Source organism: Natronococcus roseus (assembly GCF_043677095.1).
Lineage (GTDB): Archaea > Halobacteriota > Halobacteria > Halobacteriales > Natrialbaceae > Natronococcus > Natronococcus roseus.
Genome location: NZ_JBHLJR010000005.1, coordinates 23,585 through 37,956 on the forward strand (window position 1 = coordinate 23,585; position 14,372 = coordinate 37,956).

The 14,372-nt window shown below is 65.9% G+C and carries 11 protein-coding genes; 4 read left to right on the forward strand and 7 right to left on the reverse strand.

The features are described from left to right. The first annotated feature begins 70 nt into the window (after positions 1-70). Positions 71-943 carry a zinc-ribbon domain-containing protein gene (locus ACFEMD_RS14135; RefSeq protein WP_394741684.1) on the forward strand — a complete coding sequence of 291 codons (873 nt, stop codon included), beginning with the start codon at positions 71-73 and terminating at the stop codon, positions 941-943. Positions 944-1,023: 80 nt separating this feature from the next. Here ACFEMD_RS14135 and ACFEMD_RS14140 read toward each other — a convergent pair whose 3' ends face one another. The 3 genes from ACFEMD_RS14140 to ACFEMD_RS14150 are packed head-to-tail and all read right to left on the reverse strand — an operon-like array spanning position 1,024 to position 5,669. Further along, positions 1,024-2,115: a DNA topoisomerase IV subunit A gene (locus ACFEMD_RS14140; protein ID WP_394741686.1), complete on the reverse strand. Its 1,092-nt coding sequence runs from the start codon at positions 2,113-2,115 to the stop codon at positions 1,024-1,026. After that, positions 2,112-4,565 (reverse strand): DNA topoisomerase VI subunit B, encoded by a 2,454-nt coding sequence (locus ACFEMD_RS14145; protein ID WP_394741688.1) that lies wholly within the window; start codon positions 4,563-4,565, stop codon positions 2,112-2,114. The genes ACFEMD_RS14140 and ACFEMD_RS14145 overlap by 4 nt, the downstream gene beginning before the upstream one ends. Positions 4,566-4,622: 57 nt before the next feature. Continuing rightward, the gene (locus ACFEMD_RS14150; protein WP_394741689.1) at positions 4,623-5,669 is read right to left on the reverse strand and encodes an ion channel; all 1,047 of its coding nucleotides are present in this window, start codon (positions 5,667-5,669) and stop codon (positions 4,623-4,625) included. A 114-nt stretch (positions 5,670-5,783) separates the two neighbouring features. Here ACFEMD_RS14150 and ACFEMD_RS14155 point away from each other — a divergent pair, with 114 nt between their 5' ends. Both ACFEMD_RS14155 and ACFEMD_RS14160 read left to right on the forward strand, forming a co-directional pair. Then, positions 5,784-6,545, forward strand: a complete 762-nt coding sequence (locus ACFEMD_RS14155; protein WP_394741690.1) for a helix-turn-helix domain-containing protein — start codon at positions 5,784-5,786, stop codon at positions 6,543-6,545. Between the two features lie 57 nt (positions 6,546-6,602). Beyond that, positions 6,603-8,081 carry an amidohydrolase family protein gene (locus ACFEMD_RS14160; protein ID WP_394741691.1) on the forward strand — a complete coding sequence of 493 codons (1,479 nt, stop codon included), beginning with the start codon at positions 6,603-6,605 and terminating at the stop codon, positions 8,079-8,081. Between the two features lie 45 nt (positions 8,082-8,126). Here ACFEMD_RS14160 and ACFEMD_RS14165 read toward each other — a convergent pair whose 3' ends face one another. From ACFEMD_RS14165 to ACFEMD_RS14180, 4 genes are all read right to left on the reverse strand, one after another. Continuing rightward, entirely contained in the window at positions 8,127-9,374 is a 1,248-nt protein-coding gene (locus tag ACFEMD_RS14165) for a hypothetical protein (RefSeq protein WP_394741692.1), read from the reverse strand. Positions 9,375-9,455: 81 nt separating this feature from the next. Then, on the reverse strand, positions 9,456-9,878 hold the full coding sequence (locus ACFEMD_RS14170) for a universal stress protein (protein WP_394741693.1): 423 nt from the start codon (positions 9,876-9,878) through the stop codon (positions 9,456-9,458). Positions 9,879-9,974: 96 nt separating this feature from the next. Then, positions 9,975-10,754 carry a sulfite exporter TauE/SafE family protein gene (locus tag ACFEMD_RS14175; RefSeq protein WP_394741695.1) on the reverse strand — a complete coding sequence of 260 codons (780 nt, stop codon included), beginning with the start codon at positions 10,752-10,754 and terminating at the stop codon, positions 9,975-9,977. Between the two features lie 126 nt (positions 10,755-10,880). Then, positions 10,881-12,116, reverse strand: coding sequence for an NRAMP family divalent metal transporter (locus tag ACFEMD_RS14180; protein WP_394741696.1), 1,236 nt, complete (start codon positions 12,114-12,116; stop codon positions 10,881-10,883). A 324-nt stretch (positions 12,117-12,440) separates the two neighbouring features. Between ACFEMD_RS14180 and gyrB the strand changes: the two genes are divergently transcribed. Beyond that, positions 12,441-14,372, forward strand: coding sequence for a DNA topoisomerase (ATP-hydrolyzing) subunit B (gene gyrB / locus ACFEMD_RS14185; RefSeq protein ID WP_394741697.1), 1,932 nt, complete (start codon positions 12,441-12,443; stop codon positions 14,370-14,372).

Sequence of the window (14,372 nt, forward strand, 5' to 3'; positions counted from 1 at the left end):
CGTTCCCTCGAGCGTTTCCGTCGACTGATAGCTCCAAAGAGTTAGTGTCGTCCTCGCCTTCCCCTCGAGTATGAGCGGTCATCGTCGGCGAGGAGGGAGTCGGGTCGCGACCGGTGGGCTGTACTGCGCTCACTGCGGGACGGCACTCGAGGCGTCGATGAACTTCTGTCCGGACTGTGGTCGTCCCACCAGTGACGACAGGTCCTCGGATCCGAACGCTCGGCCAGCCCTCGAGCGACGCGTCGCGGCCGCGATAAGAGACGGTTGGGAGCTCGAGCACGATTTCGGCGACCACGTCGTCATGGTTCGGCGATCCTTCGGCAGCGTCGACGCCCACCTCGTCGTCGCGGCGCTGACCGTCTGGTGGACGATGGGCCTGGGTAACGCCCTCTACGGCGCCTATCGGTACGTCGGCGACGCCGAACGAATGGTGTTGCGGGCCGAGCAGGCCAGCGACGAAGCGGAGACCGACTCGAGCTGGGCGACCGCGGGCCGAGTCGCCGGCGCCGGCTGTCTCGCGGCCGCGCTCGCGCTCGTCGGCTCGGCCGTCTTCCTCGCGGGGTCGACGGTCGCGCCGGTTCTCGTCGCAATCGCAGTCGGGCTCGCGACCGTCGGGCTGGGGCTGTTTCCGGGCGTTCGGCGCCGATTCGGGCTCCGACGCTCCCCGTCGACGAACGGTTCGGCCAGAACGGTCGACGAGCGGTCGATCATCGACTACGACCGCCCGTGTGCGGCCTGTGCCGACCCCGTCGGTCGCGGCCTCGAGCGCGTCTACCGAAAGGGGTTCTACGTCCTTGGCGTTCCGGTGACGCTGTCTGAAGGTCGAAACGCCTACTGCAGGCGGTGTGCGAACGCGGAAGCCGACGGCTCGACGACGACGGAGATCACGATCCCGATCGAGGACTCGAGTTCGACGGAGCGAGAAACGGAACTCCGGCGCTGAACGCTCGAGGCTCCCTCAGACGACGTTCACCTCGCTGAGACGCTCGATCACAGCTCCCCCAGCCTCGGCTCGATGGCCGTCTAGATGACGTCCATCTCGCCGAGACGCTCGGGGAGATACGTCTCCGTCACGAAGTCCAGTCCGCGGGCGGCCAGGGACTGCTGTTCGGACTTCTTGCCGATCTCGAGCTGGAGCTCGATCTGTTCCTCCCAGTAGTCGGTCTGGAAGCGCGGGTCATCGAGTTCGCTCTCGAGGGCGTTGATGTCCGAGTCCGAGAGCGGGTCCGTCGGCAGGTCGTACTCGACGATATCGGCGGGCTGGATGCCGATGTACTGGGCCTCTGGCGTCGCGAGGTACTCCGAGAGGTGGGCGGACTTGATCGAACCGTACGCAACGGAGCCGTAGATCCGGTAGGACCACGGGTCGCCGTCCGCGAAGACGGTGACGGGAAGGTCGAGCTCGTCGTGGAGTCGCTTCGTGATCCGGCGGGTCGCTCGCGCGGGCTGGCCCTTGAGGTGGACGATCAGGGCGTTGTACTCCTCGTCGAACCCGTTCTCGACGAGCCGGTCGCGCATCCCACCGGTCTCGACGGCGAGGATGAAGTCGGCGTCGGCGTCGAGGAACTCGATCGTGTCCGGGTTGTTCGGGATCTGGTAGCCGCCCTCCCCGACGTCCTCCTGACAGTGAATCTCGCGCTCGCCGCGGCGGGTCTGCTCGCGGAGGTGCAGCGGTCCCATGATCGTCGCGCCCGACTCCTCGGGGCGCATGTGGAAGTCCTCGCGGGTGACCCCCGAGACGATCTCCAAGTCTTCGATCAGCCCGTTGGACTCGTCCTGGTCGTTGAACTGGGCTTCCTTGTTGTCCCAGCTCTCGGAGAGGTAGTACAGTTCACGCAGCGTCGAGGAGCGATCCTGCTCGAGCTGGTTCGCGAGGAACTCGATCGTGTAGACGGCCTTGAGCAGTTTGCGGGCGCCGCGCACGGAGTTCGCCGATCGGGTCGACTCGCGGTCGCCGTACACCCAGACGTCCTTCTCCTCGTCGTACTCGATGTTGCTCTTGGTCCGCGTCGGCACGGACATGTGGGGGATCTCGCCCAGTTCGAACTGGTCGTAGAACTGCGCGGCGAGATCGAGCAGCTGTTCTCGGGCCTGCTGGTCGGTGTCTGCACTCATTGATCTGTGACGGTGAGTTTCGCGCTTTCGACGCCCTTTACGTCGAGGTCGAACGCGGCGTCGTCGTCGACCTCGTACTCGAGGACGGCCTCGTCCTCGCTCGATACCTCGGGTTCCCACTTGACGAACCACTCGCCGTCCATCTCGACTGCGGTCGCGCCGTCCGAGAGGTCGCGGGGTTCGGCCGAGACGATGTCGGTGACCTCGAGGGACTCGTTCGTACTCGAGTGGTTCTCGACGACCACGGAGACGGCCTGGCCGTCGCCGTTGGCCTCGCAGTGGCGCTCGACGAGCACGTTGTTCATGATGCGGGCGATGGCGTCGTCGATGTCGGGCTCCTCGCGGTCGGTCACTTCCGCGACCTTCTCGGCCATCTCCGGAAGGATCTTCCCGAGAACGTTCTGTTTCTTCCGACGTTTCTCCATCGAGCGGCGCTTATTCAGGAAGCTCTTCAGCTCGCGGGCGGCCTCGCGGATCGCGAGTTCGATCTCGTCCTCGATCGCCGGCACGTTCGCGACGGCGTCTTTCGACTCGCTCGTAAAGGGAACGTTCGTCGAAGCGACGTGGACCATGATGACGGCGGGGCCGTTGGGCAGCCCCGAGCCGCCGGGCTGATCGAGCCCGTAGTTGCGCCAGCCGATCGACTTGACGACGTCGGTCGTCGCACACGCGCCCCGCTGGTAGACCAGCGGGACGCGGTTGGCGAAGCGGAGCACGTCGGCGCTACCCTCCGCCGGAATCTCGCCGCCGTAGGCGATACCGGCCTCGACGACGAACGGATCGCCGGAGTGGACCTCGGCGTCGCGCGTCGCTGCGGCATAAAAGTCGGCGTCGAACTCCTTCTCGAGGCCGGCCTCGATGAGGTCGTCGGTGATCGGCGAGAGACACCGCGTCGGCGGCGCCATGATGTCGGTCGCGCGCATCGCGTCGACGAGCTCGCTCGTCGCGTCGCGGTCGCCCGAGAGCTCCCGGACCAGCGGCGGGTCGTCGGGGACGGTCACCATCAGGTCCCAGACCGCCTCCGTCACGTTCTCTCGAGCGGTGTCCCCGAAGGAAACCTCGTCGTACTCCTCCGTGAGGGCGGCCGCGCGGTCGACGTGCTCGCGGAGCTGTGCGCGGGTGAGGCGGTGACGGTCGTCGTCCTCGTCCTCGAACTTCGCCGCGAGCCGGCTCGCGAAGCCGTGGATCACGTCGTCGTCCTTGCGGGTGCTCGTCGCCCCGTCGGCGATCTCGTAGCAGTCGGTGACGAGACGGGACTCCGCGACGGCGTCCTCGTCGGGATCGGCGGTCTCCTCGGGGGCGTCGATCAGCGCGTTCCAGACCGCGTCGGCGGCGTTCTCCTGAACCGTCTCGCCGAAGGCGGTGCCGTGTTCGTCCTCGACGGCGTCGGCCGCCTCGGCGACGAGGTCGAGCAGTTCGTAGTGGGCGACCCGCTCGTGGTCCGCGACGGCGTCGGCGATGGCGTCGGCGAAGGCGGCCGTGGCCTCGGCGCCCTTGTTCGCGGTCGCGTCGGAAACCGCTGCTCCGATGTCGACGTCTTCGGTGTCGTCGGGGGAACTCCAGCGCATCTCGCGGCCGTAGTGGCGGTCGCGGAACGCGTCGATCACCGAGTCGGCGGTCTTCTTCCCGACGCGGGTGAACTCCTCCTGGAGAAAGCCGGAAATCGTCTGGGAGTCCGTCGCCGAGAGCATCTTGATCACGGTGCCGAGCTCGACCCCGTGGGGGTGGGGTCGGATCTCCTCGGTCTCCTCGGGGAGCTGGTCGGTTCCGCGTTCGAATTTGAAGTGAGCGTTCGGTTCCTTGAGTTCGAGCCTGGCGTGGGGGTTGACGACCGCCGTGTGCTTGACGTAGTCGTGGAGCTGCTGGCGAGCGCGCATGTTCCCCTCCATCTCGAGTTCGATGCGGGTGCCGTGGGGGCGATCCCAGCTCGTGGTCTCCTCGACGCTGATCTCGGGTTCGTTCTCATCGGTATCGACGATGAGCTCGAAGTACTCGGCCTCGCTCGAGCCCTGGGTCCGGCTGGTGATCTTCGCGGGTTTCCCGCTGGTTAGCTGGGAGTACAGCACCGCAGCCGAGATACCGATCCCCTGCTGACCGCGGGACTGTTCGCGGGCGTGGAAACGAGAGCCGTAGAGCAGCTTCCCGAAGACCTTCGGGAGCGACTCCTTCGTCAGCCCGGGGCCGTTGTCCTCGACGATCAGTTTGTAGTAGTCGCCCGACTCCTGGATCTCGACGTAGATATCCGGCAGAATACCGGCCTCCTCGGCGGCGTCCAGAGCGTTGTCGACGGCTTCCTTGACGGCCGTGACGAGGCCTCGAGCACCGCTGTCGAAGCCGAGCATGTGCTTGTTCTTCTCGAAGAACTCGGCGATGGAGATCGCTTGCTGGCTCTCGGCCAGCTCCTCGGCGATCCCCGACTCCTCGCCGAGTGTCGACTGGAACGACGTCATCGTCTCCCCCTACAAACGGCGAGGGTAAAAGGCGTACGCTACCGCGGTGAAAGTGAACTATCGCGAGCCGCTCTCCTCGGCGGCGTCGTCGGGACGGGGCACCGAGTCGTCGCCGATCGGCGGCCAGTGCCACGCGTCGGCCTGGACGACGCCCAGCAGGTTCCGCCGGCGCTCGGTCAGCTCCGCGACGGCCTCCTCGAACTCCCCGTCGTCGACCGTCGGAATCTCGTCCTCGCGGAGTCGCTCGAGGTCCGGCTGCGGGGGGACCTCGTCGGCCGGCTCGATGAACGCCGTCTCGAGCGTGTCGAGGTAGCTGTCCGTGCTCGAGCGGGCGTTCTCGACCAGGGCCGGGTTGAGCTGGGTGTCGTCGTCGACGCCGTAGCGAAACAGCGTCATGGCCTCGTCGAAGATCGGGACGGCCATCGCCGAGGCACGTTCCCCCTTCTCGCTGTGGTAGTAGTGAAGGATTGGGTACGCTTTGTGTTTGTCCGCGAGTTCGGAGAGATCCGAGGCCAGCGACTCGACGGGGAGGTCCAGCCCGCCGAACTTCTCGTCGCTCCAGCCCGCGCGGACGAACTCCTCGCTTCGCTCGCCGAGCCCGGTGACGCTGTTGGCGAACGCCCGCTTTTCGGAGACCGCGCCGAGAACGGTCAGGATGTAGGAAACGCCGAGCGTAACGAAAGCCATCCCCGTCGCGGTCGTAAAGGAACTCGCGATCTCCCAGGTGCCCGAGGTCGGCGAGTAGTCGCCGTTTCCGTTGGTGAACATGGTGTAGGCGACGTAGTAGAAGTGCCCCGTCCAGTCGGCAGGTTCGCCGGTCTGGGGACTGATGAGCGCGGTGTCACCCCCGGCAAAGAGGAACGTCCAGCCGAACCACAGCAGCGCGATCCACATCGCGAGCGTCAGCGTGAGGATCAGCGGGCCGGCGATGCTGAGCGCCTTCGAGTGATCGCCGGTCAGCATTCGAAGCCCGCGCCAGACGGCCGTCGTCAGCCGACCCGAGAGCGGACCCGAGCCGCCGTCGACCCACAGCGTCGTCCAGATAATATCCACGATGACCGCGATCAACACGACGATCCCGAGCGCGAGGTACAGCGGTTGCATTTCTCGAGGATACGATCTCGAGCCCCGTCAACGACACCCTGGTCACTGCACGGCCGGCGGCAGGCCGGCGACGTCCGACGGCACGTTCATCCCTTCGCAAACCCAGAAGGGAGCATGCGCGAGTTCGCGTTCACGGTCGTCTACGAGCGGGGAGCAGACCACCTGATGGACGTCTTCATCGAGCACCCCGAGCTGTACGCGCGGACGCTATCCTGTCACGCGACGACCGATACGATGTGGCGCCTCGACGAGGTGACCGGTTCCCGCGAGGCCCTCGAGGTCTACGACGAGCAACTCGAGGGAATCGACCGCTGCTCGAGCGTTCGCGGGATGGGGGGCTGTTCGATCGACTGGCGCTACGAGGTCCTCGAGAGCGAGCCGACACGCCGGCTGATCTACTCCCGCCAGTCGGAGGGCGACGGCTGTCGGTCGATCCCCTACCTCGCGGCGAAACACCTCGCTGACGGCGTGCTCTGCCGGGCCGAACAGCGCGGTCCCGAGTACCGGTGGCGAATCCTCGCCGAGGACGAGGCGTCGATGAGCGCGATCTACGAGGAACTCGAGGCCGAGCTTCGGGACGGACTCGAGCTTTCGTTCGAACGGATCAGTCGTCCTCTCGAGTCTGGGCCGGGATTCGCGAGCGGACCCGAGCTGTCCTACGAGCAGCGCGAAGCGCTCGAGCTCGCGGTCGCACACGGCTACTACGACACCCCTCGAGGCGCCTCGATCCAGGAGATCGCCGAGGCGGAGGACGTTCCGACCTCGACGCTCCAGTATCGGCTGACCCGGGCCGAGGCGTCGCTCGCCAAGACGCTCCTGTCGGACGGACGGCCGACAACGGCCGGTGCGACGATTCCGATCACGAGCGACGACTGACCGATTGGTATATTCCAAGCGAACGCACTCCCGTCGCTGTCGGCTACCTCGATCCGTATGCGATCGAACAACGACGACGGATCGGGCGTATCGCGACGGAACTACCTGGGAGTCGGCGGCTCCGCGCTAGCCGCGCTTACGTTCGCGTCCGCGGGCGGGGCGGCCGACAGCTCGGCGGGCGAGGACGACGAGGGTGGCGACCGCACGCTGATCCGAAACGGGACGGTCGTCACCGTCGATCCGGATCTTGGAGTCTGCGACGAGACGGACGTCCTCGTCGAGGATGGTCGGATCGAGCGGATCGACCGCGACATCGACGCCGCCGGGACGAAGACGATCGACGCGAGCGACTCGATCGTCATGCCCGGCTTCGTCAACGCACACCACCACACCTGGCAGGCGGGGGTCCGGGGCGTCGCCGGCGACTGGTCGTTCATGGAGTACCTCGAGACGATGCTCGGCGAGATCAGCAGCCACTACACGCCCGAGGACGCCTACCTGGGCAACCTCTTCGGCTCGCTCGAGCAGTTGAACGCCGGGACGACGACGATCATGGACTGGTTCCACATCGCGAACACCCCCGCCCACTCCGATCGGGCGATCGACGGGCTCGAGGACGCGGGAATCCGCGCCGTTTTCGCCCACGGCCAGCCCGGCGACGACAACGAGACGTGGTGGGAGGAGAGCACCGAACCCCACCCCGACGACGTCCGACGGCTCGCCGAGGAGCGGTTCGACGACGACGACGATCTGCTGACGCTGGCGATGGGGATCCGCGGCCCCGACTACGCCACCGACGAGGTTGTCGAAGGGGAGATCGAGCTCGCCCGCGAACTCGACGTTCTCGCGTCGATGCACATCGGCTCGCTCGGACCGGGCGGCGTGGAGACCCTCGAGGAGCTCGGCCTGCTCGGGGACGATCTCAACTACGTCCACGGCAACCGTCTCACCGACGAGGAGTTCGAGCTAATCGGCGAGAGCGGGGGCTCGGTGACGACGACTCCAGAGGTCGAGATGCAGATGGGAATGGGAATGCCGCCGATCCGACAGACGCTCGACGCCGAGGGGGCGATCCCCTCGATCGGCGTCGACATCGTCTCGAACGTCAGCGGCGACATGTTCACCCAGACCCGGGTCGGACTCCAGACTCAGCGCGCACTCGACAACCAGCCGACCGTCGAGGCCGGCGAGCAGGTCGACGAGCTCTCGATCTCTGCACGTCGGGCCCTCGAGTTCGCGACGATCGAGGGCGCTCGTGCGCTCGGGCTCGAGGACGAGATCGGCTCGCTGACCCCGGGGAAGCGTGCCGACATCACGATGATTCGGACGGACGATCTCAACACGATGCCAGTTCACGACCCGATCGAGACGGTCGTCTTCCAGTCCGGCGTCGCGAACGTCGACACGGTGCTCGTCGACGGCGAAGTCGTCAAACGCGACGGGAAGCTGTACAACGAGCCCGGCCGAAACCAGCAGGATCGGCTCGTCCGCTCGGGGCGACGGATCCTCGAGGAGAGCGGTCTCGGGGCGAACTAACTCGATCCCCGCCGAACGATACTCGGTCCGAAAACGACGGCCTCGCTACCGGTCGTCCTCGACGACGTCGGCCAGTACCTGGGCAATCTTCCTGTTGGTCTGGGGGCTGTAATGACCGCCCTCGCCGCGCTCGACGTACAGCGACTCGACGTCGCCGCCGCCCGAGAGGTGAGTCGCCATGTCGACCGTCTCGAGGTCGTCGTACTCGGTGTCGAGACGCTCCATCAGGTCGCCGTAGATCGGGCCGTGCTCGGCCTCGTACTTCGCGTACCGGAGCTGCTGGACCATCACGAACACCGGCGTGAACTCCTGCTCGTCGGCGTAGTCGACGAACTCTCCGATCAGGGCATCGAACAGGTCCTCGTGGGTGTCGAACAGCCGCTCGTGGTAGCGAACTCGGGGCCGTTCCATCCGGAGTTCGGTGCGAGTTTTGGCGTCGTCGAAGTCGATCCCCGGGATCGCTCGTCCGGTTCGCTTCTCGAGATCGATTCCCCCCTCGCAGAGGGCGTGGCGGACGTTCTCCGGGTCGTCGAGCAGGTCGGCGGTGTAGGGCCGTGAAGCGTGGTGCGGTTTGAACCAGTGGTCGTAGTGGAAGTCGTGTTCCCGCAGGAAGTCGGCCTTCGACTCCAGATCGAGCAGGTCCTCCTTCTCCTCGATCGGACTATCGATGCGCTTCAGGGCGCCGTCCTCGAGGGTGTACCGGGGTTTGACCGCTAAGATGTTGCCGAACTCCTGGTAGTGTTTCCACACCGAGAGGATGCGGGCGATCGAGGAGGCGGTGACGACCACGAAGACGTAGTCGGTCTCCTCCTCGGGATACTGGCGCTTCATCCGCATCAACGCCTGGTCGAGCCCGTAGTTCCCGCCGCCGTAGTTGGCGACGTGGGTGTCCAGTTCCTGGGACAGGTAGTGCTGGAACGTCTCGTCGTCGTCGACCTCTCGGCAGAAACAGTAGGAGTCGCCGTAGGTCGACACCGTGACGTCGGCGTCCTCGTCCCGGTCGTTCGCCCGACAGACGCGGCTGCCGTACTCGTCGGTCGAGTAGGTGACGACGCTGCGGACCTCCTCGCCGGGGAGGTGGTCGCCGGTGTCCTTCTGTTTCTCCCGGTCGGGCTGGGGGACCCAGCCCAGTTCGGCGTCGAAGCTGCTGAACTTGCCCAACAGCTCGCGATCGATTCCGGGGAACTCCTCTGTCGCGACGGAGGGGTTTCGCTCGAGCGCCCGATAGGAGAGTCGCTCGAGACCGACCGCTGCCACGAGTACCGCGACGCCTAAGACGACGTATGGAAGCATTCTGCCGGTGATTTCGGAGCGAGGTGGAAGTCGGTTGGGCCGGCAATGGCCACCGTCGGACCGACTGGCGCACGCTCTCGGTCACGGGACGATGGTCACCGGAACCGACGAGTGTCTGACGACGACCTCCGCGACGCTGCCCAACAGGAGTCGCGTCACGCCCGATCGACCGCGACTCCCCATCACGACGTGGTCGAACGCCCCCTCCTCGGCGCAGTCGATGATCTCCTGGGCCGGCGGGCCGATTCGACTTCGCCGCTCGAGGGAAACGCCGTACTCGCTCGCGATCCGCTCTGCACCGCTCAGTTGCTCGTCGGCCTCCTCGCGGATCTCCTGGAACTCCTCGTCGGCCTCGTCGGCCGCGTTCGGGATCACCGGCTGCGAGTCGGTGTCGACGACGGTCAACGCGAGGAACTCACCGTCCGGAAACAGCTCGATTGCGTACTTGAGGGCCGCTCGAGCGGGTTCGGAGCCGTCGAACGGAACAAGGATCCGGGGTGGCATGCTATCGGGAGGCTAGGCCGGGATCCTCTTGAGTCTGCTACTTGATCGACAGGTTGCAGGGGCGATCGCCGACCCGAACCCTCAGGGTTCGAGCGGTCACAGCGCGAGGTATGGGCCGACGCCGAGCAGGACGACGCCCAGGGCAACCTTCAGCCGCGCGGGATCGACGACGTGGGCGACCTTCCAGCCGACGACGACGCCGAGCAACAGCGGCGTCCCGATAACGACCGCCAGCGGGAGGAGGACGTCGCCCTGGACGGCGTAGCCGGCGGTCGCGAATACGGCGATGAAGATCGACTGGACCTGCGCGACCGCGACGGCCAGCAACATTGGGACGCCGACCAGCACGAGCGCCGGCACCGCGAGGACGGGGCCGCCGATCCCCAGCAGGCCGCTGGCGACCCCGAGGACGAGCCCCAGGCCGCCGAGCGCAACCTGTCCCTCCCGAGTCAGCGGATCGACGTCGACGATCGGCGTGAACCCCCGGCGCTCGCGGTAGAGGATGACTCCACCGACGGTCATCGCGACGCCGCCGAGCAGGATCCCGAACAGCGACCGCGAGACGAGGGGGTTGATCTGGGAACCGAGCAGGGCGCCGAGGACGCTCGAGAGGCTGAGGACGATCGCGATCGCCCGGCTCTCGCCGGTCTTCATCTCGCCGGAGTAGAGGTAGGCGACGCTGCCGACCAGCCCGGTGACGATGAACGTCGCGTGGGCGGTGCCGGCGACCTGGCTCGAGGGCAGCGGCGTCAGCGAGTAGAGCGCGATCGTCACGAAGATGCCGCCCGGACCGATGGTAGTGATGCCGATCCCGGAGAAAAAGGCGATACAGACGAGCAACAACGCGAGCGCGAAGCCGAAGGGTAACTCGAGCATCTGGGGCGTTGTCGGGTCGATTAGCTCGGGCGACGTGATTCTTCCGGTTGTACCGTCGGTGTCGCCGGGATGCGGACTTTCGGCGACGGACGATGCGATCGCGGAACCTACGCCGAGAGCGACCCGCTACAGCAGTTCGATGACCGAGCGAGCGAGGTCCTCGCCCGTCACGAGCGACGTGAGGAACAACACGACGACGGCCGCCAGGAAGATCGCCTGCTCGAACTGCGACGGCTCGAAGTACCGGCGGACGGCCGCGAACAGCGCCAGCGCAGTCAGCGGAAGTCCGATGACGCCGTTGACCGCGGGCATCAACAGCGCCAGATCGACCGGCGTGAAGTCGGTGAAGGCGAGGATCGGAATCGCCAGGGCGACCGAGAGTCCGATCAGGAAGTGGACGGTGCGCCGGAAGTGGAGATCGCCGAACTGGGTCGAGATCCCCGACGACTGGGGAACCATGAACCCGGCGGCGAACAGCGTCCCCGTGGCGCTGCTGAAGGAGGCGGCGCCGACCGCGAGGATGAAGAGGCCGAGGACCCACTCGCCGATCATCTCGACCAGGGGTTCGGCGGGCGTGGTAAACGCCAGATCGGCGTCGGGCATCGAGATCGCGGCCGCGACGATCACGGTCGCACTGAGCGCGATGACGGCCGCCAGTCCGACCGTGTGATCGCGCCGGTAGCGCGAGACGTCCCAGTTTTTCTCGTGTTGCATGCTCGTCTGGATGAAGAAGTTCGGGTAGTAGACGGTCGTCCCGAGCAGGGCGATGATCATCGTCATGTACTCGATGTCCCCGACGATCCCGGGGACGAACCCGCTGGCGATACCCGTCGCTGGCGGCTGGAGGTTCGCCACGATGACGAGATAGGAGGCGAATATCGCGAACACGAGCGCCGCGATCACGCCTTCAATCCGGCTGTAGACCCGGAGTTCGACCAGTGCGATTCCCAGCGCTGCCGAGACGATGACCGCGACGTACAGGTTCGACAGCGGCGTGAGGTAGACGAGTGCAGCCCCCGCGAGGGCGTAGTTGGCCACGCTCCAGAACTGCATGATAAACGAGATCCCGAACGCGAACGGTTTCGCCGTCCGCTCCCCGAGAACGTCCCTGATGTAGGTCATTAGCGGACGGTCCTCGGCAGCCAGGCGCGCGGACATCTCGTGCATCGCGAGCCCGACGCCGAGCCCGAGGGGTAACACCCACAGGAGGCCGTATCCGAACAGGAGTCCCGCCTCGGTCAGGATGTAGACGGAGCCAGCGCCGAAGATGTTCGCTGCGAACAGGAGGCCGAGCCCGTACTGGTGAACCGTTTCCTTCGCCCGCTCGAACGGCACGTCGACGACAGAACTGGTTTGGCTCATGGATCGAATCTCACCCTGAATCGCGCTGGAGAGTCGGCGTCGTTCGGTGCCGACTCTCCGACAACTGCTCGCCGTGGATCGGATTCCGAATCACCATACCCGAACCGTCGGGCGTGATTCGTTTGAGAAGACAGCCTGAGATGGCGTATGTTCGGAAAGATAGTAAAGAAGTGCAACCATTCGACGACTGCCGATCGGGACGGCCTCTCATTTACGGTCCGGCGATAGCCATCACACACCCGTTACACCTGCATTTCTCGTCGCGCTCGCGCGCGTACGCGAAGTTTTATACCCAGTCGGGCGCTACCCGAAAACAGGTTTCTCATGTCCCAGGAAAGCGAGTACGGCGCCGGACAGATCCAGGTCCTCGAGGGTCTGGAGGCTGTGCGAAAGCGACCAGCGATGTATATCGGCTCTACCGACGCGCGGGGGCTTCACCACCTCGTCTACGAGGTGGTGGACAACTCGATCGACGAGGCCCTCGCCGGTCACTGCGACGACATCACCGTCACCATCAACGCCGACGACTCGGTGACCGTCTCCGACGACGGTCGCGGGATTCCCGTCGACACCCACGACGAGTACGAGCGCCCCGCACTCGAGGTCATCCTGACGGTCCTCCACGCGGGCGGGAAGTTCGACAACAAATCCTACCAGGTGTCGGGCGGGCTCCACGGCGTCGGCGTCAGCGTCGTCAATGCCCTCTCCGAACGGCTCGAGGCGGAAGTCAAACGCGACGGTGCGGTCTTTCGCCACGCGTTCGAGGCGGGCGAGCCCGTCGGCGACATGGAGCGCGCTCGCGACATGGACGACGACGAGGAGACCGGAACGGAGGTCACGTTTTGGCCCGACACGGACGTCTTCGAGACCAGGGACTTTGCGTTCTCGACGCTGTCGAACCGCCTTCGGGAGCTCGCCTTCCTCAACTCCGGCGTTCGCATCACCCTCCGCGACGAGCGCCAGGAGACCGAGGACGGCGAGGTCATCGAGGAGACCTACGAGTACGAGGGCGGTATCCGCGAGTTCGTCGAGTATCTCAACGAGACGCGCTCGGTGATGCACGACGACGTCATCTACTTCGAGGACGAGGACCAGAACATCCAGGTCGAGGTCGCGATGCAGGCGACCGAGGACCTGCAGGGCTCGATCCACGCCTTCGCGAACAACATCAACACCCGCGAGGGCGGGACCCACCTCACCGGATTCAAGACTGCGCTGACCCGGGTCGTCAACGACTACGGCAACGAGAACGATCTGCTCGGCGACATCGACGGCAACCTCACGGGCGAGGACATCCGCGAGGGACTGACCGCGGTAATCTCGGTCAAACACCCCGACCCGCAGTTCGAGGGCCAGACGAAGACGAAACTCGGCAACAGCGAGGTTCGGGGAATCGTCGAGGGCGCGATGCACGAGCAGCTGGGCACCTACTTCGAGGAACACCCCGACACCGCCCAGGCGATCGTCCTCAAGGCCGTCGAGGCCGCGAAGGCCCGCAAGGCCGCCCAGAAGGCCGAGGAGCTCACTCGCCGGAAGTCCGCCCTCGAGTCGACCTCCCTCCCCGGCAAGCTCGCGGACTGTCAGACGAAAGACCCCGAGGAGGCCGAATTGTTTATCGCGGAGGGTGACTCCGCGGGCGGCAGCGCAAAGCAGGCCCGCAACCCCGAGTTCCAGGCCGTCCTCCCGATCAAGGGGAAGATTCTCAACGTCGAGAAACACCGTCTGGATCGGATCCTCGAGAACGACGAGATCCGCAACATGATCACCGCGATCGGCGCGGGGATCGGCGACGAGTTCGACATCGACGACGTCCGGTACAAGAAGATCATCATGGCGACCGACGCCGACGTCGACGGGGCGCACATCCGTACCCTCATGCTGACCTTTTTCTACCGGCACATGCGCCCGCTGCTCGAGGGCGGCTTCGTCTACGCGACCCAGCCGCCGCTGTACCGCATCCGGTATCGCGGCGAGACCTACGACGCGATGACCGACGCCGAGCGCGATCGGATCGTCGAAGAGAAATGTGACGGCAATCCGACCCAGGTCCAGCGATTCAAGGGACTCGGCGAGATGAACCCCGAACAGCTCTGGGAGACGACGATGAACCCCGAGAACCGCATCCTCAAGCAGATCACGGTCGAGGACGCGGCCGCGGCGGACAAGATGTTCTCCGTGCTGATGGGCGACGCCGTCGAACCGCGCAAGCAGTTCATCAAGGACCACGCTCCCGAGGCGGAGTGGATCGACATCTGA